The sequence below is a fragment of the Nonomuraea sp. NPDC002799 genome (genome assembly GCF_053592075.1).
Genome location: NZ_JBSFVA010000023.1, coordinates 1 through 20,878, shown reverse-complemented (window position 1 = coordinate 20,878; position 20,878 = coordinate 1). Strand labels below are relative to the sequence as shown.

24 protein-coding genes and 1 tRNA gene are annotated in these 20,878 nt (G+C 70.1%); 13 read left to right on the top strand and 12 right to left on the bottom strand.

All coding sequences use genetic code 11. The features are described 5' to 3' along the window. Window positions 1-70 precede the first annotated feature (70 nt). The 3 genes from ACWD0F_RS33515 to ACWD0F_RS33505 are packed head-to-tail and all read left to right on the top strand — an operon-like array spanning window position 71 to window position 3,012. Window positions 71-1,600 carry a replication initiator gene (locus ACWD0F_RS33515; protein WP_449882773.1) on the top strand — a complete coding sequence of 510 codons (1,530 nt, stop codon included), beginning with the start codon at window positions 71-73 and terminating at the stop codon, window positions 1,598-1,600. A gap of 30 nt (window positions 1,601-1,630) precedes the next feature. Continuing rightward, on the top strand, window positions 1,631-1,846 hold the full coding sequence (locus ACWD0F_RS33510; RefSeq protein WP_449882771.1) for a helix-turn-helix domain-containing protein: 216 nt from the start codon (window positions 1,631-1,633) through the stop codon (window positions 1,844-1,846). Further along, window positions 1,846-3,012: a tyrosine-type recombinase/integrase gene (locus ACWD0F_RS33505; protein ID WP_449882769.1), complete on the top strand. Its 1,167-nt coding sequence runs from the start codon at window positions 1,846-1,848 to the stop codon at window positions 3,010-3,012. Before ACWD0F_RS33510 ends, ACWD0F_RS33505 begins: the two co-directional genes overlap by 1 nt. A gap of 68 nt (window positions 3,013-3,080) precedes the next feature. Here the strand turns inward: ACWD0F_RS33505 and ACWD0F_RS33500 are convergent. The 6 genes from ACWD0F_RS33500 to ACWD0F_RS33475 form a co-directional block, all read right to left on the bottom strand. Next, window positions 3,081-3,155, bottom strand: a tRNA-Val gene (locus tag ACWD0F_RS33500). A gap of 17 nt (window positions 3,156-3,172) precedes the next feature. Then, on the bottom strand, window positions 3,173-4,123 hold the full coding sequence (locus tag ACWD0F_RS33495; protein ID WP_449882768.1) for an ROK family protein: 951 nt from the start codon (window positions 4,121-4,123) through the stop codon (window positions 3,173-3,175). Between the two features lie 262 nt (window positions 4,124-4,385). Beyond that, the gene (locus ACWD0F_RS33490) at window positions 4,386-4,700 is read right to left on the bottom strand and encodes a hypothetical protein (RefSeq protein WP_449882766.1); all 315 of its coding nucleotides are present in this window, start codon (window positions 4,698-4,700) and stop codon (window positions 4,386-4,388) included. Window positions 4,701-4,714: 14 nt separating this feature from the next. Then, window positions 4,715-5,176, bottom strand: a complete 462-nt coding sequence (locus tag ACWD0F_RS33485) for a peroxiredoxin (RefSeq protein WP_449883057.1) — start codon at window positions 5,174-5,176, stop codon at window positions 4,715-4,717. A gap of 31 nt (window positions 5,177-5,207) precedes the next feature. Continuing rightward, window positions 5,208-5,636, bottom strand: coding sequence for a DUF3052 domain-containing protein (locus ACWD0F_RS33480; RefSeq protein ID WP_449882763.1), 429 nt, complete (start codon window positions 5,634-5,636; stop codon window positions 5,208-5,210). Window positions 5,637-5,753: 117 nt separating this feature from the next. Continuing rightward, window positions 5,754-6,161, bottom strand: a complete 408-nt coding sequence (locus ACWD0F_RS33475; protein ID WP_449882760.1) for a secondary thiamine-phosphate synthase enzyme YjbQ — start codon at window positions 6,159-6,161, stop codon at window positions 5,754-5,756. Between the two features lie 298 nt (window positions 6,162-6,459). Here ACWD0F_RS33475 and ACWD0F_RS33470 point away from each other — a divergent pair, with 298 nt between their 5' ends. From ACWD0F_RS33470 to ACWD0F_RS33450, 5 genes are all read left to right on the top strand, one after another. Continuing rightward, window positions 6,460-7,872, top strand: coding sequence for an ATP-binding protein (locus ACWD0F_RS33470; protein WP_449882757.1), 1,413 nt, complete (start codon window positions 6,460-6,462; stop codon window positions 7,870-7,872). Further along, window positions 7,869-8,519, top strand: a complete 651-nt coding sequence (locus ACWD0F_RS33465; protein WP_449882754.1) for a response regulator — start codon at window positions 7,869-7,871, stop codon at window positions 8,517-8,519. Before ACWD0F_RS33470 ends, ACWD0F_RS33465 begins: the two co-directional genes overlap by 4 nt. Before the next feature lie 411 nt (window positions 8,520-8,930). Then, the gene (gene aceE, locus ACWD0F_RS33460; RefSeq protein ID WP_449882752.1) at window positions 8,931-11,678 is read left to right on the top strand and encodes a pyruvate dehydrogenase (acetyl-transferring), homodimeric type; all 2,748 of its coding nucleotides are present in this window, start codon (window positions 8,931-8,933) and stop codon (window positions 11,676-11,678) included. Between the two features lie 183 nt (window positions 11,679-11,861). Beyond that, entirely contained in the window at window positions 11,862-13,355 is a 1,494-nt protein-coding gene (locus tag ACWD0F_RS33455) for an alpha/beta hydrolase (protein WP_449882749.1), read from the top strand. Window positions 13,356-13,365: 10 nt separating this feature from the next. Continuing rightward, window positions 13,366-14,103 (top strand): maleylpyruvate isomerase family mycothiol-dependent enzyme, encoded by a 738-nt coding sequence (locus tag ACWD0F_RS33450; RefSeq protein ID WP_449882747.1) that lies wholly within the window; start codon window positions 13,366-13,368, stop codon window positions 14,101-14,103. Window positions 14,104-14,302: 199 nt separating this feature from the next. On the opposite strand, the gene ACWD0F_RS33445 is transcribed toward ACWD0F_RS33450, so the two are convergent. Then, entirely contained in the window at window positions 14,303-15,034 is a 732-nt protein-coding gene (locus tag ACWD0F_RS33445; protein WP_449882744.1) for a helix-turn-helix transcriptional regulator, read from the bottom strand. A 175-nt stretch (window positions 15,035-15,209) separates the two neighbouring features. Between ACWD0F_RS33445 and ACWD0F_RS33440 the strand changes: the two genes are divergently transcribed. Both ACWD0F_RS33440 and ACWD0F_RS33435 read left to right on the top strand, forming a co-directional pair. Next, a complete protein-coding gene (locus ACWD0F_RS33440; protein ID WP_449882742.1) occupies window positions 15,210-17,024 on the top strand; it encodes a hypothetical protein in 1,815 nt (604 codons plus the stop codon). Beyond that, window positions 17,002-17,349 (top strand): hypothetical protein, encoded by a 348-nt coding sequence (locus ACWD0F_RS33435; RefSeq protein ID WP_449882740.1) that lies wholly within the window; start codon window positions 17,002-17,004, stop codon window positions 17,347-17,349. The genes ACWD0F_RS33440 and ACWD0F_RS33435 overlap by 23 nt, the downstream gene beginning before the upstream one ends. 45 nt (window positions 17,350-17,394) lie before the next feature. Here the strand turns inward: ACWD0F_RS33435 and ACWD0F_RS33430 are convergent, their stop codons facing one another. Beyond that, window positions 17,395-17,745 (bottom strand): hypothetical protein, encoded by a 351-nt coding sequence (locus ACWD0F_RS33430; protein WP_449882738.1) that lies wholly within the window; start codon window positions 17,743-17,745, stop codon window positions 17,395-17,397. A 58-nt stretch (window positions 17,746-17,803) separates the two neighbouring features. Next, window positions 17,804-18,046 (bottom strand): hypothetical protein, encoded by a 243-nt coding sequence (locus ACWD0F_RS33425; protein ID WP_449882735.1) that lies wholly within the window; start codon window positions 18,044-18,046, stop codon window positions 17,804-17,806. A 156-nt stretch (window positions 18,047-18,202) separates the two neighbouring features. Between ACWD0F_RS33425 and ACWD0F_RS33420 the strand changes: the two genes are divergently transcribed. From ACWD0F_RS33420 to ACWD0F_RS33410, 3 genes are read left to right on the top strand one after another with little or no spacing between them, the layout of a single operon-like run. Continuing rightward, the gene (locus tag ACWD0F_RS33420; protein ID WP_449882733.1) at window positions 18,203-18,634 is read left to right on the top strand and encodes a hypothetical protein; all 432 of its coding nucleotides are present in this window, start codon (window positions 18,203-18,205) and stop codon (window positions 18,632-18,634) included. 8 nt (window positions 18,635-18,642) lie between these two features. Beyond that, window positions 18,643-19,044, top strand: coding sequence for a hypothetical protein (locus tag ACWD0F_RS33415; protein ID WP_449882731.1), 402 nt, complete (start codon window positions 18,643-18,645; stop codon window positions 19,042-19,044). Next, the gene (locus ACWD0F_RS33410) at window positions 19,041-19,298 is read left to right on the top strand and encodes a hypothetical protein (RefSeq protein ID WP_449882729.1); all 258 of its coding nucleotides are present in this window, start codon (window positions 19,041-19,043) and stop codon (window positions 19,296-19,298) included. Before ACWD0F_RS33415 ends, ACWD0F_RS33410 begins: the two co-directional genes overlap by 4 nt. Before the next feature lie 129 nt (window positions 19,299-19,427). Here ACWD0F_RS33410 and ACWD0F_RS33405 read toward each other — a convergent pair whose 3' ends face one another. From ACWD0F_RS33405 to ACWD0F_RS33395, 3 genes are all read right to left on the bottom strand, one after another. Further along, window positions 19,428-19,754, bottom strand: coding sequence for a hypothetical protein (locus ACWD0F_RS33405; protein ID WP_449882727.1), 327 nt, complete (start codon window positions 19,752-19,754; stop codon window positions 19,428-19,430). Window positions 19,755-19,923: 169 nt separating this feature from the next. Next, window positions 19,924-20,181, bottom strand: a complete 258-nt coding sequence (locus tag ACWD0F_RS33400) for a hypothetical protein (protein ID WP_449882724.1) — start codon at window positions 20,179-20,181, stop codon at window positions 19,924-19,926. 78 nt (window positions 20,182-20,259) lie between these two features. Beyond that, a complete protein-coding gene (locus ACWD0F_RS33395; RefSeq protein ID WP_449882723.1) occupies window positions 20,260-20,634 on the bottom strand; it encodes a hypothetical protein in 375 nt (124 codons plus the stop codon). Window positions 20,635-20,878 lie beyond the last annotated feature (244 nt).

Here is a 20,878-nt window from a genome sequence, read left to right as displayed (position 1 = left end):
CAGCTCGTCGGCACCTTCGACGCTGGCTCTCGCCCCCGGGAAGACTGGGCATCAGCTCACCCTCCCGGGGATGGGGGCGAACACCGAATCCGGCCTCGCACACCACCCCAGCGGCGCAACTGCCTTCTTCGCCCATGACAGCGCTCTCACCCGCGCCGGTGACGGCTACTTCTCCTGGCTCGATCACGTCTGGCACGCTGCCGGATGTACCGCCCCTGTTCGCCTTCACGGCCAGGTCCATACCGTCGAGGCGTCCACCGGCGTCATTCTGGCCACGGAGTCCACCTCGGCCATGCCAGACGGCGTCATCTACAAGGCCTGCGGAAACCGCCGCGCCACCGTCTGCCCCTCCTGCGCTGAGACCTACCGCCGCGACGCCTACCACCTCGTCCGCTCCGGCCTGACTGGCGGCAAAGGCGTCCCCGAGACGGTCACCAGCCACCCGGCCGTCTTCGCCACCTTCACCGCTCCCACTTTCGGCACCGTCCACACCCGGCACGTCCGCACCCACACCTGCACGGACAAGACCCGGTGCACGTGCCGGCCGGAACCCTGCCACGCCCGCCGCACCATCGAGACCTGCCCGCACGGCGTCCGGCAAGCTTGCTTCGCCCGGCACCAGGCCGTCGACCAGCGCATCGGCCAGCCCCTGTGTCTGGACTGCTACGACCACGATCATCACGTCGTCTGGAACAACCAAGCCGGTGAACTGTGGCGGCGCACCAAGCAGACCATGGAACGTCACCTCAACCAGATCGCCCGCCGTCGCGGCCTGCCCCGCATCCGCATCGCGCACGGCAAAGCCGCCGAATATCAGCGACGCGGAGCCGTGCACTTCCACGTCCTGCTCCGCCTGGACGGCCTGGACCCCGACGACCCGGCCGCCGTCATCCCTCCACCCGACGGCTTCACCGTGACCGATCTGCAAGAGGCCGTCCAGTACGCCGCCACCGTGACCCGGTTCACCACGCACACCCACGACGAAAAGGCCGGCGGCTGGCCCATCGCTTGGGGCGATCAGCTCGATGTACGCCCGCTCAGCCTGCGCGGCGACAACCCCGTCACCGACGCCATGGTGGCCGCCTACCTCGCCAAGTACTCCACCAAAGGCACCGAGACCACCGGACACGCCTCCCGCCGCCTCGACCCTGCCACGATCGACCAGTACGCCAACCGCACCGGCACCCACACCGAACGACTCATCGCCGCCTGCTGGGAGCTCGGCCACCCCGACCACGCCGGGTTCGACGGCCTACGCCGATGGGCCCACATGCTCGGCTTCGGCGGACACTTCTTCACCAAAGCCCGCCGCTACTCCACCACTTTCGCGGCCCTACGAGCCGCACGCGTCCGCTACCGCCGCGCCCAAGACACCGGCACCGAATACGCCCCGGACGCCTTTCACCGTCAAGCCGACCTTGACGACGAAACGACGCTCATCATCGGCGACCTCACCTATGCCGGGAGTGGCTGGAAAACCACCGGAGACGCCCTCCTCGCCAACACAGCAGCGGCACAAGCCCGCGAATACACCCGAGCCGGACGCGAAGAACTCGCCCACGAACAGGCATGCAGTTCGTCCATACCGCTCGCCGCCTGACCAACCTCAGAACGTGAACGGGAGCACATCATGCCCACCAACAGCAAGACCGTCCACTACCCGGGCCAAGCGCTCTACGCCGTCAACGATGCCGTTGTCGTCCTGCGCCTGTCCCGTCGCTACCTCTACCAAGAGATCCGCGCCGGACGACTCCGTACGGTCAAAGCCGGACGCGCACGACGCGTGCCAGCGGAGGCCATCGCCGAGTACATCAAGCTCCTTGAGCAGGAAGCGCAGGTTGCTTGATGCCCAAACAACGTGCTCACGGCGACGGCGGTCTGTACTGGAGCGAAACCCGTCAGCGGTGGATCGCCGAAATCACTATCGGCTACACACCGGCCGGCCGACGCATCACCCGTAAGGCCGCTGGACGGACCAAGACCGAAGCCAAGACCAAACTGAAGGAGGTTCTACGCGATCACGAGGACGGCCTAGCGATCGCACCAACCAACTACACCGTTGCCGACGCGGTGAACTACTGGTTGGACAACGGACTACCAGGCCGCGAGCCTACGACGGTCAAGATGTACCGAACGTATGCCGAGAACCATCTTCTTCCTGCTCTCGGCAAACGAAAGCTCCGAGATCTCTCCGTCGAAGACGTCGATCAGTGGTTGCAGGACAAGGTGAGTGATCTCAGCACCCGTTCTCTCAAGATCCTTCACAACGTCCTCAATCGCGCCGTCCAGAACGCCATGCGACGAGACAAAGTCAAACGTAACGTGGTGGATCTCTGTGAAGTGCCGGAAGGTCGAATGGGCCGCAACTCGAAGGCCCTCACGTTGGTCCAGGCCGAAGCCGTCCTCAAAGCGGCCGAGAACGCTCAGCCCCGCATCCGCGCGTACATCGTGGTGTCTTTGCTCTCGGGAGCACGAACAGAGGAAGTTCGGGCACTTCAGTGGAGTCATGTGGTCGCCTATGACGGCAGGACCCAGACATGGCGATCAGTGGCGGAGATCGGCTGGGATCACGACAACTTCGCCCTGTACGTCTGGCGATCGGTACGCAAAAAAGGCGAGACCAAGACCCCGAAGTCGCGACGCAGTCTTGCCCTGCCGAAACGCTGTGTGGACGCTCTGAAGGCCCTCAAAGAAGCCCAGAGCGACGATCGCGAGCTGGTGTTCTCCACTCGCAACGGCACCAAGATGACCGCTCACAACATCAGGCGCGACTTCAGGAAAGTACTCGGCAGAGCCAAGATCGCCGGGAAGGAGTGGGCACCAAGAGAACTCCGGCACAGCTTTGTGTCTCTGCTCTCGGATCATGACATCCCGATCGAAGACATCTCGCGCCTGGTCGGACACTCCAACACGGTCGTGACCGAGACTGTCTACCGCCAGCAGATACGACCAGTCATTCAAGAAGGCGCGACCGCGATGGATCGCATCTTCCCCGTGGTCGAGGATGCCTAGCCATCCGGCATGTCACTCAGTTTGTCACTCACGCCCCGTTTCCATGATCGGAGACGGGGCGTTTTGGCTGGTGGGCGGTACTGGGTTCGAACCAGTGACCCCTCGCTTGTAAGGCGAGTGCTCTACCGCTGAGCTAACCGCCCCCGATCGGCACTACACCTTACGACACCAAGGGTCCCGACCGCACATCCACAACCCAGCCCGGCCCCAGCTCCGGTCTTCCCGCCGCCCGCCAGCCCAGCAGAGCCGCCCCCAGCATCCCCGCGTCCACCCCGAGCGCGGCCGGGATCAGCGGAGGGGCGTCGCGGAAGGCGAGGCGCTTGACGAGGCGGGTGCGTACCGGGTCGAAGAGGGCGGGGCCCGCTTCGGCGAGGCCGCCGCCAAGGACGATGACCGAGGGGTCCAGCAGCAGCGTGTACGTGGCCAGCGCCAGCGACAGCGCCTCCACCGCCTCGTCCCACACCTCGATGGCGATCGGGTCGTCGGAGGAGACCACCTGCTCGGCCTTGACGCCCGTCAGGCCCGCCCGCTGGCCGTAGCGGCGCCCCACCGAGGCGGCCGAGGCGTACGTCTCCAGGCAGCCGAACTGCCCGCACGCGCACTGTTCGCCGTCCGGGAAGACCGGGGTGTGGCCGATCTCGCCGGCCCAGCCCGCGGAGCCGCCGTACGGTTCGCCGCCGATGATCGAGGCGCCCGCGATGCCCGTGCCGATGGGCAGGAACAGGAAGTCGGAAAGGCCCCGGCCCGCGCCGAGGATGCTTTCGGCCAGTCCGCCGGTGCGCACGTCGTGACCCAGAAGCACCGGGATGTCCAGGGTGGTGAAGTCGCCGGCGGGGACGTCGCGCCAACCGAGGTTCGCCGCGTAGATGGCGGTGTCCGCAGAGACCAGCCCGGGGACGGCCAGGCCCACGCCTGCCGGGTTCCCGTCGCCGGAGGCGGCCAGGTGGCCGATGAAGCCGGAGATGGCGGCCACGACCGCCTCAGGGCCCTCCGCCCGCGGGGTGGGGCGCCGCTCACTGAGCAGCACCGCGCCGGACTCGCTGACCAGGCCGCCCTTCATGGACGTGCCTCCGACGTCGAGCGCGACGACGAACGAACTCAGAGCGGACACGAAAGGAGACGATATCGCAGCTCAGCAAATGTCCGAATAGGGGTGGCAGACTCGCGCGGCCTCGCACACCCTCAGCGCCGTCCGAGCACCCGATCGCCGCACACCCTCAGCGCCATCCGAGCGCCCGCACGCACTCAGCGCCATCCGAGCGCCCGCACACCCTCAGCACCATCCGAGCACCCGTACGCACTCAGCGCCATCCAAGCGCCCGGTCGCCCGTACGCACTCAGCGCCATCCGAGCGCCCGGTCGCCCGCACGCACTCAGGCCCGTCCGAGCACCCGGTTGAGTGCCGCCTCCACCTCGGCGGAGAGTCCGGGCGGCGGCGCCACCGTCTCCGCGAGCGGCGCGTCGGAACGCGCCATCCGCACGGCACCGCAGTCGCGGCACTCCACCTCGCCGAGCCGGCAGATCAATGCGGTGGACCCACAGGTGGCACAGGAGTCCAGGTCGAGGTCGTGCAGCCGTTGACAGTCCGGGCAGATCAACACCTGCGACTCGTTGCGCACCCCGCGCTGCCACGGGCTGGCGCCGCGCACCGGGTCGGTCTGCCGGGCCCCGCAGCGGTAGCAGGGCATCGTTCCCTCCGAGGTCAAGAAATGTCGGCGAGTGCCTTCTGGTAGTCGGCGACGTCACGTGCGGAGGAGATGGGATTGACCACCGACCACCGGATCACGCCCTCGCCGTCGATGATGAAGGTCCCCCGCGCAGCGAGCCCCTTCGCCTCATCGAAGACACCGTACGCCCGCGCGACCTGTCCGTGTGGCCAGAAATCAGAGAGCAGCGGGAACGCGTAACCCTCGATATCCGCCCAGGCACGATGGGTGAAAAGCGAGTCCACGGAGACGGTCAGCACCTGCGCGCCGTCGAGCGGATGATCGCGCAGGGCGGACAGCTCACCGTGACAGATCCCGCTGAAGGCAAGCGGGTAGAAGACCAGCACGACCTTCGAGCCCCGGAACTGAGCCAAGCTCACCGGGGCGCCGTGCTGGTCCTGCAGCTCGAAATCCGGAGCCAGGGCGCCGACCTCGGCAGGATGAAAGTCCACAGCCATCATCCTGCCGCATGGCAGGCGCTCGGACTCCCTACCGTCGGCCCTTGGGCGCGACGAGCCTGGTACCGGACCAGTCGGGTGCCGCCGAGATGCTGCTGGTCTGTGAGAGGCCCGCCGTCGTGGAATCCTCCCCGATGTCGCTCGGCTCCACGTGGCCATCGCGCCCGGCCTTGGGAGTGAGCAGCCAAATCTGGCCGCCTTCGGCGAGTGCTCGCATGGCGTTGGTCAGAGCGTCGAACAGATCCCCGTCCTCGTCGCGCCACCACAGCAGCACCACGTCGACGACGTCGTCGCTCTCCTCGTCCAGCAGCTCGTTACCGGTCAGGTCTTCGATGGAGTCGCGAAGCTCGTCGTCGACGTCCTCGTCCCAACCGATCTCCTGCACCACCTGACCCGGCTTGAGGCCGAGTCGTTCGGCCAGGCCGCGCTCGCCCTGCGCCTGACCCGCGGTCGCGCTCACGTTTATCCCTCCTGCTTGAGTGGCCCCGCTTATGCGGTTTATCGCTTCGGCACAGTCCACACGCTGTGACCCTCAGTCGTCAACGGTCGCCACGGGTACGGCCGTAGTCGGCCAGAATCAATCAGACAAAAACGACAGGCGAACCTGGCGTTGCGTGTTGTCGACGTTCAGATCCACGAGTGCGACAGACTGCCATGTTCCCAGCGCCATCCGGCCGCCGAACACCGGGATGGTGGCGTACGGCGGGACCAGCGCGGGCAGCACATGTGACCGTCCGTGACCGCGCGAACCGTGGGCGTGACGCCAGCGGTCGTCGGCCGGCAGGAGGTCGCGCAGCGCGGCGAGCAGGTCGTCGTCGCTGCCCGAGCCGAGCTCGAGCAGGGCGACCCCCGCCGTCGCGTGCGGCACGAAGACGTGCAGCAACCCGTCCGCGCCCTGCGCCCGTACGAAGTCGGCGCATTCGGCGGTGATGTCGTGCACCGCCTCCCGTGAACCAGTGGCCACAGAGATGATTTCAGATCTCACGAGTAAATCTTACTGAGACGCAACGACGGCTTCCTGGCACGGGAAACGCCGCCCCCGCGCGCCCATCGCCGCACCGCGCCATGGGATGAGGGCCGCCGATCAAGCCCTGGACCTCCATGATTACGCCGCCCCAGTCCCTTTCCCCATCGGTATTCCCGTACGTCAGGAGCGGTCCCCTGCCGTCCCATTCATGCCCCCCACTTTCGTACGGCGAAAAGCGTACGAAAAGAGCAGAGCGCAAGTTTTACTCCCCCGACAGGGGGAGGAAAAAAGATGACCAAAACGTTACGCTGCACGGATGTGGCGTTTCGGGCTGCGCGGCCGGATGGCGGCGTCGTACGTGCTGGTCACCGCCACGGCGGTGCTGCTCGTCGAGGCCGTGGGGGTCCTGCTCTATCTGGTCCCCCTGGCCAACGCCACCGACCTGGCCGTCGTGCTGCAGGAGCAGGCGAGCAAGGACACCAAGGTGCTCAGCCTGGAGGTCAGCAGGCTGGCGGCCGCGAACCCCGCCCTGACCCCCCGCGAGTTGCTGACGGCGGCGGCGCCCAAGAAGCCGACGCTCCTGAGCGGGAGCAGGCCGCCCGAGCCCGGCTTCGCCATGCTGGAGATGCTCGTCGGCACGGACGGCGTGATCGTGGCCAGCTCCGCCCAGGAGATCTACGCCGTGGGCGACACGCTGGACGTCTCACTCCCGGGCCACGACCTCGGCCGCGGCCGGATCATGACCCGGGTGGGGCCGGCGCTCTGGCAGTTCAGCCCGGTGCTGCTCGAACGCGACCAGAATCTGAAGGTCATCGCCCACGTCTACGTGCAGGCTCCGGCGGAGGCCATGATGAGCGCGCCCACGGCACGGTCGCTCGATCCGCTGCTCGCTCCCGGGCTGCTGGTCCTGACTCTGGTGATCCCCGTCGGGCTGATCTTCGGCCTGCTCAGCACCCGCCGCCTGACCCAAAGGGTCCGTACGCTCGCGGGCGTGACGACGGCCGTGGCCGCCGGCGACTTCCGCCCCCGGGTCACGGTCGCGGGCCGCGACGAGGTGGGCACGCTGGAGCACTCGTTCAACGTCATGACCGACCGGCTGGGCGCGGCCGTGGAGGCGGCCAGGCTGACCGCGCGGACCGAGGCCCGCCAGGCCGAGCGCGTCAGGATCGCCAGGGAGCTGCACGACTCGATCTCCCAGGACCTGTTCTCGCTGAGCCTGCTGGCCGCCGGCATGCGCCGGGCGGCGCCCGGCCACCTGCGCACGCAGGCCGAGTCGATGGAGCGCACGGCCGCCCGCGCGATGCGCGAGATGCAGGCGCTGCTGCTGGAGTTGCGGCCGGTCGCGCTGGAGGACGCGGGCCTGCTGCCCGCGCTGGAGGAGCTCTGCCACGCCTACCAGACGCGTCTCGGCGTCCGGGTGGAGGCCGAGCTGTCGGAGGTCGCGCTGTCGCCCCCGGCCGAGCACGCGGTGCTCCGCCTGGTGCAGGAGGCGCTCGGCAACGCGATCAAGCACGCGGATCCCACCAGGATCGAGGTACGGCTGAGCCGCGCCGACGGCCTCGCCACCGTGGAGATCTCGGACGACGGCCCGGGATTCGACCCGGCCGGCGTGGCCACCAGGCACGGCATGGGCCTGACCCTGATGCGCGAGCGGGTGGCGGAGCTCGGCGGCCAGTGGGAGATCCACAGCGACGGGAGCGGCACCACGGTGAGAGCGAGCCTGCCATGACGATCCGGGTTCTCATCGTCGACGACCACGAGGTGGTGCGGCAGGGGTTGCGGTTCGTGCTGGAGCAGGAGGAGGGCATCGAGGTGGCCGGCGAGAGCGCCGACGGGGCCGCGGCGCTGCGGGCCGTCCAGGCGCTGCGCCCCGACGTGGTCCTGCTCGACCTGGTCATGCCGGTCATGGACGGGCTCGCGGTGCTGGAACGGCTGCGCGCGGAGGCCGGGCGGCCGGCGGTGATCGTGCTGACCTCCTTCCAGGAGGAGGACAGGGTCGTGGAGGCGGTCCGGCTGGGCGCGCTGTCCTACCTGTCCAAGATGACGGCGGTCGACCAGGTGGTGGCGGCGGTGCGCGCCGCCGCCCGCGGCGGCAGCGTGCTGGAGCCGGGGATCGCCGCACTGCTGGTCAGGCAGGTACGGGGGGAGCGTCCGCGGCCCCTCGACCTGCTGACCCCCAGGGAACGCCAGGTGCTGGCGGCGGTGGCGAGAGGGCGGTCGAACGCGGAGATCGCCAGGGATCTGCGCATGGGCCGGGAGACGGTCAAGACGCACGTGTCCAGCGTCCTGGCCAAGCTGGGCGTGGCCGACCGCACGCAGGCCGCCATCTTCGCCCTCCAGCAGGGCCTGGTCCCCCTGGACGAGGCCCTGGGCTGACGCCCGGCCCTGATGACGCCCTGGTCCTGGGCGCAGCGGGCGCGCAGAGGGCGTGCCGGGAGGGGCCCCGCGGAGCCGTACTCGGAGGGCGGCGGCTAGACTCGCGCGGCGCGTCACGCCGTATGGGGTGAGATCTCCCACCTTCGGGGGAGGCTGCATGTGCGGCGCCACCTCGCCGCAATCACGACGCGAGCGAAATTTCGTAGGTTTTCCGGTCTTGTTAAATTGCTTCCGGGATGTAACCTTTGGTGGCGATTCGTCCTACCATCGGTGGTCTAGGCCATCGATGACGGCCCTGCCAGCAGGGACACACTGGTTACCAGCGAGTAGAGATGCGTTTTCTACGGCTAGCGACCAGGATGGAAGGCGAACCCAGACCAGACATCAGTCCATCTCGGAAGGCGAGACCCAGTGGCTTCCGGACGCCAGCGATTCTCGATCATCAGCGACGGCCTACCCAGCCAACTGCCTGATGTCGATCCCAGCGAGACCAATGAGTGGCTCGAGTCTCTCGACAACGTCGTCAAGACCGAGGGCCGCACCAGAGCCCGCTACCTCATGCTCCGCATGCTGGAGCGGGCGCGCGAGCACCAGGTCGGCGTGCCGGGCCTGCGCAGCACCGACTACATCAACACGATCCCGCCGGAGCGCGAGCCCTGGTTCCCGGGCGACGAGCACGTCGAGCGCCGCATTCGCGCCTACATCCGCTGGAACGCGGCCGTCATGGTGTCCAGGGCCAACGCCCGCACCAACGTGGGCGGCCACATCGCCACCTACGCCTCGGCCGCCTCGCTCTACGAGGTGGGCTTCAACCACTTCTTCCGCGGCAAGGACCACGGCGAGTCGGGCGACCAGGTCTACTTCCAGGGCCACGCCGCGCCGGGCATCTACGCCCGCGCCTTCCTTGAGGGCCGGCTCAACGAGGCCCAGCTCGACGCGTTCCGCCAGGAGCTGTCGCACGGCTTTCACGGCCTGCCCTCCTACCCGCACCCGCGGCTCATGCCGGACTTCTGGGAGTTCCCCACGGTCTCCATGGGCCTGGGGCCGATCGGCGCGATCTACCAGGCGCGGTTCAACCGCTACCTGCTCAACCGCCAGATCAAGGACACCAGCCGCAGCCACGTGTGGGCGTTCCTGGGCGACGGCGAGATGGACGAGCCCGAGTCGCTCGGCGCCATCGGCCTGGCCGCCCGCGAGGAGCTCGACAACCTCACGTTCGTCATCAACTGCAACCTGCAGCGGCTCGACGGCCCGGTACGCGGCAACGGCAAGATCATCCAGGAGCTGGAGTCCTACTTCCGCGGCGCCGGCTGGAACGTGATCAAGGTCGTCTGGGGCCGCGACTGGGACCCGCTGCTGGCGGCCGACGTCGACGGTGTCCTGGTCAACCAGATGAACACCACCCCCGACGGCCAGTTCCAGACCTACTCGGTCGAGTCGGGCGGCTACATCCGCGACAACTTCTTCGGCGGCGACCCGCGCCTGCGCAAGATGGCCGAGCACCTCAACGACGACGACATCCGCAAGTTGTCGCGCGGCGGCCACGACTACCGCAAGGTCTACGCGGCCTTCAAGGCGGCCCGCGAGCACGTCGGCCAGCCGACCGTGATCCTCGCCCAGACCATCAAGGGCTGGACGCTGGGCAAGGACTTCGAGGCGCGCAACGCCACGCACCAGATGAAGAAGCTGACCAAGACCGAGCTCAAGGAGTTCCGCGACCGGCTCTACCTGCCGATCCCGGACTCGGCGCTCGAGGGCGAGCTGCCCCCCTACTTCCATCCGGGCGAGCACGACCCCGAGATCGAGTACATGATGGAGCGCCGCGCCGCGCTCGGCGGCGTGCTGCCCAAGCGGGTCTTGCGCGCCAAGCCGGTCACGCTGCCCCGCGACGAGGTCTACGGCGGGTTCGCCAAGGGCTCGGGCAAGCAGCAGGTCGCCACCACCATGGCCTTCGTCCGCCTGCTGAAGGACCTCATGCGCGACAAGGAGATCGGCCACCGGTTCGTGCCGATCATCCCTGACGAGGCCCGCACGTTCGGTCTCGACGCCATGTTCCCGACGGCGAAGATCTACTCTCCGCACGGCCAGACCTACGAGGCCGTCGACAGGGAGCTGCTGCTGTCGTACAAGGAGTCCGTGCAGGGGCAGATCCTGCACGAGGGCATCAGCGAGTCGGGTTCGATGGCCTCGGCCATCGCGGCCGGCAGCGCCTATGCCACGCACGGCGAGCACATGATCCCGGTCTACATCTTCTACTCGATGTTCGGGTGGCAGCGGACCGGCGACCAGATGTGGCAGATGGCCGACCAGATGACCCGCGGCTTCCTGATCGGCGCCACCGCGGGCCGCACCACGCTCAACGGCGAGGGCCTGCAGCACGAGGACGGCCACTCGCCGCTCATCGCCTCCACCAACCCGGGCGCGGTCTCCTACGACCCGTCCTGGGCGTTCGAGGTGGCCCACATCGTCAAGGACGGCCTGCGGAGGATGTACGGCGACAAGCCGGAGGACGTCTTCTACTACCTGACCGTCTACAACGAGCCCTACCTGCAGCCCGCCCAGCCGGCCGAGCTCGACGTGCAGGGCCTGCTCAAGGGCCTGTACAAGTTCGCCGACGGACCGCAGACGCAGGGTCCGAAGGCCAACATCCTGTCCTCCGGCGTGGCGGGCCCGTGGGCCGTGGAGGCGCAGCGGTTGCTGGCCGAGGACTGGGGCGTGTCGGCCGACGTGTGGTCGGCCACGTCGTGGACCGAGCTGCGCCGCGACGCCCTGGCGGCGGAGGAGCACAACCTGCTCAACCCCGACGCCGAGCCGCGCGTCCCCTACGTGACCCAGGCGCTCTCGCAGGCGCAGGGGCCGTTCGTGGGCGTCAGCGACTACATGAAGGCCGTCCAGGACCAGATCTCGCAGTGGGTGCCGGGTGACTGGTCCTCGCTGGGCACCGACGGGTTCGGCCTGTCCGACACCCGCTCGGCGCTGCGCCGCCACTTCCACGTGGACGCCGCCTCGATCACGCTGGCCGTGCTGACCAGCCTGGTCAAGCGGGGTGAGCTCGACGGCGAGGTGCTGCGCGAGGCCATCGCCCGCTACCACCTCAAGAACGGCGTCACCGAGGCGGGTGGCGCGGAGAGCAACGACACCCAGTCGATGGGCGTCTGAGTGATCCGGTGACGGCGCTCCCGCGAATCTTCTTCGCGGGAGCGCCGTCATATGCGGCCACCCGCGCCGTTCGCCTTGTGAGGCGGCACGTCCGGAGGGGTGCGTGCCGCCTCACAGGGATGAGGTAGTCGGTCACGTATTGTGGGCACTACCTCCCCCTGAGAGACGAGGGGAACTTTTTTGATGCGACGCGTCCTTGCCGCCGCCCTGCTCCTGACGGCCGCCGGCTGCTCCACCGCACCGGCCGAGCCGGCCACGCAGTCCACCGCCGACCCGCAGAAGATCGCCTGGGGCGCGTGCACCGACATCAAGCGCCCCGACGGCGAGCCACCGGCCCGCCAGGACGCCTCGGTGCGGTGCGGGAAGCTCGCGGTCCCCCTGGACTACGCCAAACCCGACGGCGAGAAGCTGGAGCTGGCGCTGATCAAGCTGCCGGCCACGGGCAAGGACAAACTCGGGTCGATGGTGTTCAACTTCGGCGGCCCGGGAGCCTCCGGCGTCGACACGCTCGACCAGGCCGCCAAGGCGCTGACCACGCTGCGGGCCCGCTACGACCTGGTCAGCTTCGATCCGCGCGGCGTGGAGCGCAGCTCGGGGGTGCGCTGCGGCAGCGGCGCCGAGATGGACCGGTTCACCGCGCTCGACACGCTGCCGCCCAGCGACGAGACGCACCAGCGGAGCACGGCGGCCAACAAGGAGTTCGCCGCCCTGTGCCAGCAGCACTCCGGCAAGATCCTGCCCCACGTCGGCACCGTGAACGCCGCCCGCGACATGGACCGCATCCGCGCCGCCGTGGGCGACGCCAAGCTCAACTACGTCGGCATGTCGTACGGCACCCAGCTCGGCGGCGTCTACGCCACCGAGTTCCCGAAGAACGTGGGCCGCATGGTGCTCGACGCGCCGCTCGATCCCACGGTCACCTTCGAGCAGCGGACGCTGGCGCAGACGCGCGGCTTCCAGAAGGCGTACGAGAGCTTCCTGCGCTCGTGCGTCAAGGGCTCGTGCGCCATCGGCAAGGACCAGGCCACCGCCAACACCAACGTCGAGAACCTGATGAACCAGCTCACCGCCAAGCCCCTGAAGGTCGGCGACCGCGAGCTCACCCAGGGCCTGGCCTCCACCGGCGTGGCCGCCGCCCTCTACTCCGAGCTGACCTGGCCGTTCCTGGAGCAGGCGCTCGCCGACACGCTCAAGGGCAAGGGCGACGCGCTGATGTACCTCGCCGACTCCTACACCGGGCGCGCCCCGGACGGCAGCTACTCCACGCAGATGACCAGCTTCCCCGCCATCACCTGCGTGGACACCGCCGAGCGCCCCGGCGTGGCCGAGCTGCGGCGCACCGAGGCGGCGGCGATGAGGATCTCGCCGCTGTTCGGCAGCGAGGGCTCGGGCGGGTTGTGCCGGGTCTGGCCGGCCAAGGGCAGCAACGGGGCCCGCAAGGTGAACGCCACCGGGTCGGCGCCGATCGTGGTGGTGGGCGGCAGGGGCGACCCCGCCACGCCGTACGAGTGGGCGCCCAAGCTGACGGCCCAGCTCAGGACCGCCACGCTCGTCACCTACGAGGGCGAGGGGCACGGGGCGTACCTGTCGGGCAGCAAGTGCGTGCAGGGGCTGGTGGACTCCTTCCTGATCGACGGCAAGCTGCCGGACAAGGGCGCCAAGTGCCCGGCCGCCTAGGCTGGGGCGGGTGAAGGAGTACGAGTCGCAGATCGAGACAGAGACCGCCCGCCTGGCCTCCCTGGCGGGCGACCTGTCCGTCCCCGTGCCCACGTGCCCGGGATGGACGCTCGCCGAGCTGGTCACGCACGTCGGCCAGACCCACCGCTGGGCGGTGCACATGCTGCGCGGCCGGGTCCAGGAGCGCACCTGGTCGCGTGAGGTGCCCGACGGGCTGGCCGAGGGCCGCGGCGGCGACGCGGCCTGGCTGAGGGCCGGAGCCGCGGAGCTGATCGAGACGCTGCGCGTCACCGATCCCTCGATGCCGGTGTGGACCTGGGGACCGGACCTGCGGGCGTCCTGGTGGCCGCGCCGGATGCTCTTCGAGCTGGTGATCCACCGGGCCGACGCGGAGCTCGCGCTCGGCGTCGACCCGGTCGTCCCGGCGGCGACGGCCATCGACGGGATCGAGGAGTTTCTCCACAACCTGCCGCACGCCCGCTGGGTCACCCGGCCGCTGGCCGAGCTCGGCGCGGAGGGGGCCACGATCCACCTCCACGCGAACGACGCCGACGGCGAGTGGACCATCACGCAGGGACCCGCCGGGAAGATCAGCTGGGCGCGCGGCCACGCCAAGGGCGACGCCGCCGTCCAAGGGCCGGTGAGCGACCTGCTGCTCCTGCTCTACGGCCGCCGCTCTCCCGACGCGCTCACCGTGTACGGCGAGCGCGCCCTCCTCGATCGCTGGCTGGCCGCGGCCGCCTTCTGAGCGGGCCGCGACAGGCCCTGGACGCGCCGCCGCTCGGCGATCGGCGGCGTGCCCAGGGCGACGGGTGAACCACCCGATTCGCCAGGCGTGCCCGGGTCGGCGGGGAAGGTGCTCTCCCGGGCGCGGCGGAGGGTCGCCGCTTGTCGAACAAGACAACGATCTACCGCTTTGGCGACAACCCTATGTCGGTGTTTTCGAATTATTGATCGAGTAGCGTGCCGTGTACGAGCATCTCGGGCACGTCGGTGGTGAAGCCTTCGAGCGGCCGGTCGGGACAGCGCTCGGCGGTGACGGTGGCGGCGGCGATCCGGTCGAGGCGGAAGACCCGCACGTCATCGCGTAATCGGCACCACGCCACGAGATACCAGAAACCGCCGCGCCCGCCCAGGAACACCCCCGGCTCCACGTCGCGGGAGGTCAGCGCGCCCTTGGCGTCGGCGTAGTCGAGCCGGAGCACGCGGCGGCGCAGCAGCGCCTCCTCGATGGCCCGCGAGATGCCCTCCCCGCCGAGCGGCTGGATCCCGGCGCCCGGCTCGGCCCGCGGGGACACCAGCCGCACCCGCCGGGCCAGCTCCCTGGCCAGCTCGCCCTCGGTGCCCGGCATCGCGGCCACCACCTTGCGCAGGGCGCTGCGGGCCTGCCTGCCGAACGGCTGGTCGCCCGCCCGGCTCAGCGCCACCGCGATGGCCACGGCCTCGGCGGGGCTGAAGTTGAGCGGCGGCAGGGACATCTTCTTGTCGATCGCGTAACCGCCCTTGCGCCCGGCCTCCGCGTAGATCGGCACCCCCGACTCCTGCAACGCGGTGATGTCGCGCTCGATCGTGCGCACACTGACCTCGAACCGCCTGGCGAGCTCGCGGGCGGAGCGGCGGCGGGGGGCGATGGCGCGCAGGTCCTCGACGAGCGCGTAGAGCCGGTCGGTACGGTTCACAACCAAGACGCTACGCCGCGCGACCGACAATCACGGCGTGCTCAGGCAGTCTGGCAACCTGTGCCTCACCGCATCGCCACAAGGGTCTCACGTCCCGGCAGTGTGCTCCCGTACAGTCCTCGGAGGCAGCACAACGCGGGCTATCATCCGATTCTTCTGCTTTGCGGGGGTTGGCATGCTGAGACAGCCGCACTTCACCCATGCGCCGGACGTGACCGGCGCGGGGCCCGCGCTCAGGGCGGTGACCCGTTACCTCTGCGCCGCCGCCTACCTCGACGTGCCGTTCCGGGAGAAGGTCCGCCACGAGCTGCTCGGCGACCCCCATCGCGCGGTGGCGCACTCCCACGACGGCCTGGACGTCGAGCCCGTCCTGCGCCACTGCCTGCGGGGCCGCCGGCTGACGCTGGCCCGCGACGTCCTGCTCGTCCTCGCGCTGATCGCCGCTCTGGCCGCGGAGCCGACGTCCACGGCCGCGCTGCTGGCGCTCCTCCTGCCCGTGCTCCACTACCGGGCCAAGGCCGCGAGCCGCCCGGACCGGCGCCCGTCGGCGCTGTGGTATCCGCTGACGATCGTGCTGCTGCTCGTGGCCTTCGTCTGGGCCGCCATCACGGCGCGCACGGCGCTGAGCCCCGGCGCGCTCGAGTGGCTGAACTCGGTGACGCGGGGGTTGCCCGTCGGCACGGGCGCGGCCGGCTTCGTGGTGGTCGCCGCCGTGATCCTCGGCGTGTTCCGGGGCCTGGTGGTGCGCACCCTCGCCGGCGGGCTGCGGGCCGGCGCCTGGCACCGGCCGCCCCGGGTGTACGGCCCGTGGGCGCGCCGGCGGATCAGGTATCTGGCCGCCGCCCAGCACGGCAACATCGCCCTCTACGCGGGCGATGACAGGTCCGACGGCAACGGTGCGTACGGGGGTGACGAGACCGGCCGGATGCGCGCCGCCGCGCGTTCCCCGTTCGTGATGTTCACCGACGATCCCGCGTTCCTCGGGGCCGGCCTCGTCGCCCAGGTCTGGTCGATCAGCGCCGAGCTGGACCTCCAGGACGGCAACCGGCTCCCCAGCTCCATCGGCGTGGATCCGGTGCGCCTGCACCACTTCGTGCGGGGCCGCATGGAGAGCATGCGCGACGAGGTCAGGAACGACTCCGAGCGCATCCGCAGCCTGACCACGCACGACCATGTGATCGCCCGAGGACTCATCTCGCGTCCCAGGGCGGGGCAGGCCCAGTCGCTCGTGGACGGGCGGTCGTGGCTGCCGTACTCGCTGGCCTCCTCCGAGACCGTCGAGACGCTCATCCGGCATCCCCAGGCCGGCCTCCGCCACTACCAGCTCGTCGTGATCGGCAGCGAGCGCGACAGCGTGAGCGACGGCGGCGGCCGCCAGATCGTGCCGGCCGAGGACCAGGAGGTGGTGGTCTCGGCGTTCATCCACCTGGCGGTCGAAGGGCGGATGCTCTACACCGAGTTCGTCTCCACCGTGCTGCCGCCCATCAGGCGGGAGTTCCACGTCATCGACCAGTTGCCGCGCGGGCCGCTGGCCTACACCCTGCGGTTCAAGACGAACCCGCCCACGTCCTTCGCCCGGCTGGCCTCCGGCGCCCTGCCGCGCGTGGTGGCCGCGCTGTGGGACGCCGCCGACCTCAGGCGTCTCCTCCGGACTCCCAGGTTGAAGGTCATGCACGACTACGGGGCCCGCAGGAGCGTGCGCGAGCTGGGCGCCTCGGGGTCACTGTCGGTCACGCAGCGGCTGGACGCGTTCAAGTACACCAAGCTGATCAGCCAGCGGCTGACCGAGGCCGTCATCGACTTCCTGGACGAGGAAGGCGTCGACACGACCAGATACCGCCAGCAGGCGACGTCCGTCATGATGACCACGATCACCAACAGCCAGTTCGGCAACGGGACCGCCATCGGCAACCTCGGCCCGGTGCGGCAGAACGGCCCCCCATCCCCCAACCCGGCCGGAGGCCCCCATGGAACGGCGGCAGCAACCTGAGATCCGCATCGAGGGCAGCACGTTCGGCGATCAGGTGGCGATCGGCAACGCCGGGCCGGTCACCCAGTCCAGCGGGCCGCCGCACCGGGCCCAGGAGGCGGCGGACGCGCTCGTGCGCCTGGTGGCGGAGCATCTGGGCGCGTTCGATCCGGCCACGGCCGCCAAGGTCCGGCGTGACGCCCTGGAGGTGCAGGCCGAGCTGCGGGAGCCCGACCCCGACCAGAGCCGGATCAGGGCGGCCTTGGAGCGCGTCGGGCAGCGGGCGGCGACCGTGCTGCCGGTGGCCGGGGCGGCGGCCGAGATCCTGGGCCTGTTCACCGGCTGATCCGCCTCGGGCGAGATCCCGGCCTGTTCGCGGAGCTGATCCGCCTCAGGCGCGGGTCCAGTCGAGCAGCCGGTCGAGCGGCCAGGTGTTGACGACGCGCTCCGCCTCGACGCCGCACCGGGCGGCCCGCTCGCACCCGTGACGCTGCCAGTCGAGCTGCCCGGGCGCGTGCGCGTCGGAGTCGATCGAGAACACGCAGCCCATCTCGTACGCCAGCCGCATCAGCCGCTTGGGCGGATCGAGCCGGTCGGGCCTGGAGTTGATCTCGACCGCCACCCCGAACCGCCGGCAGGCCTCGAACACCAGCTCCGCCTCGAACTCCGACTCCGGCCTCTTGACCCCCCGCTTCCCCCCGGCCTGCACCACCCGCCCCGTGCAGTGCCCGAGCACGTCCACGAGCGGGTCTAAAGCGCTATGGCGGATTGGACAGCAGTACTCCCACGCGTCCGCGCCCCTACTTCTTCTTGCGACTTCCGCCACGAGGCGCCGGCTCGACTCCGTTCTCGCGCGCGATCCGCCGAACGTACGCATCGGTGAATGGCGAACGCGCAGCAACGTCGGTCGGCCGCTTGCCGTCACGCAGAGCCGTCACGACGTCGTCAGTGACTTCCTTGCGGGACGCCTCGTGCGCCTTCTCCGTCTCGCGGTATCGACGGGTGCTCTCGTCGAGCTTGTCGAGGGAGTCCTTTTTCGCCATACGGCACAGACTATCGAATCACTGTTGCGATTGTCCGCCGCTCGGCGTAGCGTATCAATCGCAACAAAGGTTCGATTCAAGAGTTCGATTGCGGGTCCGCCCGGTGTGCAACCACCGAACGGACCCTCGGCACAGACCTGGTTGGAGGTCCACACCGTGGCCACATCATCCCCCATCTGTCCCCCGTGGTGCACCGCGCGCCACCACCGGCCCGACGACCTCATCCACGCCCGTGACATCGCCGAGCTTGGCCCCGAGGGCTTCGCTGTCGAGGTCCAGGTGACCCAGCACGTCCAGCCCGGCCACGTCGGCGCGGAGACGGTGAACGTCTTCGCGCACACCGTGGAGGAGACGGAGCTGATCCTGCTGGTTCCTGAGCTGGCCGCCTCGCTCGGGCACGTACTCCTGAAGCTCGACGACCACGGCCGCCGTGAGCTGGCCGTGGCCCTGGTGGACGCTGCGGCCGTGCTGCTCATGAGCCGGTCCATCACCCCGGCCACCTCGGGATCGACGATCGAGCGTGAGGTTCCGCCTCACACCCCTAACCGTGAGGCCGTGCCTAACGGTGACGACGCGGACGGGCGGTGATCGGCATCATGGCTACCTCCCCCCGCCGCAAGCGCTCTCCGCACGTTGTGGAGACGGAAGAGTACGTCGCCATGATGCACCGCCTGGTGGACGCGCTCGGCGTCCGGCTGGCCGACGACCCGGCGGGGCTCGTGCACGTCGAGCCGCTGCGCGAGCACCTGCGCGACGCGATGAACACCGCGATCGCGACCGCCCAGGAGCGGCCCGGGAACGCGGGCTACTCGTTCGGCGAGCTGGCGAAGATCCTCGGCATCAAGCGCGAGAGCGTCTACGAGCGCGCGGTGAAGGGCCGGGCGCTGCTCGCCGAGGCGCGGGCCCGGCTCGGCGTGGTGTCCCTGCGGGAGTGGCGCAAGGCGCGGCTCGACCGCGCGGGCCTGCCCGACCGGCGCGCGGCTGGAGGTGAGCGATGAGCGCCGAGGCCGTCGAGGTGGGTGCGCCCGTCATGCTCCAGCCCGCCGAGGCCGCGCGCCTGGCTCAGGCCGTGCGCCGGATGGTCACTGCGGCGAGCGACATCCTGGGCGGCGGGCGGCGACTGGACGCCGATGGCCTGGAGGAGCTGAAGAACGCGACCACGGTGGCCGCGGCCCGCGTGTTCTCGATCGAGGCCCGCCCGGCCGACGTGATCGACCTCGCCGCCGAGCGCGAGCGCCGTCGCAGGCGCTGACCGATTGTCCCGCCCGGGACAATCTCGCCCCGCCGATCATCTGGTCGGCGGGGCGTTCGCGTGGTCACCCCTGTCCTGTTGCACACCACGGCGGGGCGCCGGGGAAGAGTGCGGCCGGCGCCCGCCTGCTCAGCGCGAGCCGAGCCTTCCGGCGGCTTTGCGGAGTTGGGCGACCAACTCGCTGATCCGGCCGTCGAGCGCGTCGAGGACGTCGGCCAGGTCGTCCGCCAGCTCGGGCTGCAAGTCTCGTTGCCGCCAGGCGGTGGCGCCGTCGTGCAGCCATCCGATGCGGACGACCGGCGGGTGTGGATCGGCCTGCCCGACGGCGACTTCTATGGCGATCGTGCCGTGCCGCCAGATGCCGAGCGGGGCGACGTGATCAGGCTTGTCGCCCGGCCGATGCTGAGCGCGGCACCAGGTCACCTCGCAGCGGGAGGCGGACGCGGAGTCGGGCATGGTTCCTCCAGATCGAGCGTGATAGGTCGCCGCTCTCGGAGAAGGGACTTGCCTCCGCTGCGGCACCCAGGGGACGGCCTGACGGCGCGGAGCCTCCTCCGAGGGCGGCGCTTGTGGGGCGCGGCGGTGGTGAGTCCTGGGCAAGGTTCGGCCGCCGCCGCGCCCCGGCTCAGGTTGGCCGGTCGCGCCAGACGCCTCGACGGCGGTGGAGCTCGGCGTGGTACGCGGCCTGCAGCCGCTCGAAGCGGTTGCGCCGCGTCCACAGCCGCGCCAGGTCCTCGATGGTTCCGCCCGCCTCTGTGATCGCCTCTTTCAGCTTGTGGTCGAGGACGGCACGGTTCCCGCCAGCGTCGATCGCCTCTTGGTGTCCGCGCCTGATGTCGTCCGGCGTGACCGTGTCCGACGGGTCCGGGGGGTCGCTATCCATGCTCGCCCGCCAGCCGCATCCGCGCGATCCGCGCTTCGTCGTAGGCGGTGACGTACGGCACCCGCAGGCGCACGGCGGTCACATCATCACCTTGTCCACCATGGTCATGGCGAGGTTGAGCAGCCCGGCGTTCTCGTTCATCAGCGACTCCTGATCGGCCGGCCACGACTCGCGGCGGGCGACCCACACCGGCACGGAACGGAACGTGCGATGCGGGCTCAGCCGCTGGACGGCCCAGCCCGGGTGCGCGGTCATCAGCACGCGGCACATGGCCTCCGCGTTGACCGGGTCGTCGTAGTAGACGGCCAGCTCGGACGGGGTCATCGTGAAGGGGCAGAGGATGCGGCGCGCGCGGGTCCAGTGCTGGCGGAGGTAGGCGCGCCAGCTCTCGCGGAGTTCGGCCTCGACTTCCTCTCGGGCCTTCTCGCGGGCCTTCTCCCAGGCGTCACTCATCGGCGGCCTTCCGGAGGTGTTGGTGCGGCGGTACGGCCCGCGCGGCGGGAGCGCCGGGCCCTACCGCCGCCCGCCGCGATCCCTGCCTGGGTCGCGGCGGGGGGCCCCGCCGGGGGGGGCGGGGGTGGGGGGGAAGCCGGCGCCCCCCCCCCCGGCGGGGGGGGGGGCGCCGGCGATGCCCCCCCCCGCCCCCCCCGCCCCCTGGGCCACCCGGCCAGAGCGTGGGGGGGTTGCACCAAAAAGC

What these genes read in the sequence shown, in the direction of transcription:
- ACWD0F_RS33470 (WP_449882757.1), top strand. Translation starts at nt 6,460, where the DNA reads ATGTGGCGTTTCGGGCTGCGCGGCCGGATGGCGGCGTCGTACGTGCTG.
- ACWD0F_RS33485 (WP_449883057.1), bottom strand. Translation starts at nt 5,176, where the DNA reads ATGGCTGTGGACTTTCATCCTGCCGAGGTCGGCGCCCTGGCTCCGGAT.
- ACWD0F_RS33435 (WP_449882740.1), top strand. Translation starts at nt 17,002, where the DNA reads ATGGAACGGCGGCAGCAACCTGAGATCCGCATCGAGGGCAGCACGTTC.
- ACWD0F_RS33440 (WP_449882742.1), top strand. Translation starts at nt 15,210, where the DNA reads ATGCTGAGACAGCCGCACTTCACCCATGCGCCGGACGTGACCGGCGCG.
- ACWD0F_RS33505 (WP_449882769.1), top strand. Translation starts at nt 1,846, where the DNA reads ATGCCCAAACAACGTGCTCACGGCGACGGCGGTCTGTACTGGAGCGAA.
- ACWD0F_RS33515 (WP_449882773.1), top strand. Translation starts at nt 71, where the DNA reads ATGGGGGCGAACACCGAATCCGGCCTCGCACACCACCCCAGCGGCGCA.
- ACWD0F_RS33400 (WP_449882724.1), bottom strand. Translation starts at nt 20,181, where the DNA reads ATGGATAGCGACCCCCCGGACCCGTCGGACACGGTCACGCCGGACGAC.
- ACWD0F_RS33465 (WP_449882754.1), top strand. Translation starts at nt 7,869, where the DNA reads ATGACGATCCGGGTTCTCATCGTCGACGACCACGAGGTGGTGCGGCAG.
- ACWD0F_RS33415 (WP_449882731.1), top strand. Translation starts at nt 18,643, where the DNA reads ATGGCTACCTCCCCCCGCCGCAAGCGCTCTCCGCACGTTGTGGAGACG.
- ACWD0F_RS33455 (WP_449882749.1), top strand. Translation starts at nt 11,862, where the DNA reads ATGCGACGCGTCCTTGCCGCCGCCCTGCTCCTGACGGCCGCCGGCTGC.
- ACWD0F_RS33510 (WP_449882771.1), top strand. Translation starts at nt 1,631, where the DNA reads ATGCCCACCAACAGCAAGACCGTCCACTACCCGGGCCAAGCGCTCTAC.
- ACWD0F_RS33490 (WP_449882766.1), bottom strand. Translation starts at nt 4,700, where the DNA reads ATGCCCTGCTACCGCTGCGGGGCCCGGCAGACCGACCCGGTGCGCGGC.
- ACWD0F_RS33410 (WP_449882729.1), top strand. Translation starts at nt 19,041, where the DNA reads ATGAGCGCCGAGGCCGTCGAGGTGGGTGCGCCCGTCATGCTCCAGCCC.
- ACWD0F_RS33395 (WP_449882723.1), bottom strand. Translation starts at nt 20,634, where the DNA reads ATGAGTGACGCCTGGGAGAAGGCCCGCGAGAAGGCCCGAGAGGAAGTC.
- ACWD0F_RS33425 (WP_449882735.1), bottom strand. Translation starts at nt 18,046, where the DNA reads ATGGCGAAAAAGGACTCCCTCGACAAGCTCGACGAGAGCACCCGTCGA.
- ACWD0F_RS33405 (WP_449882727.1), bottom strand. Translation starts at nt 19,754, where the DNA reads ATGCCCGACTCCGCGTCCGCCTCCCGCTGCGAGGTGACCTGGTGCCGC.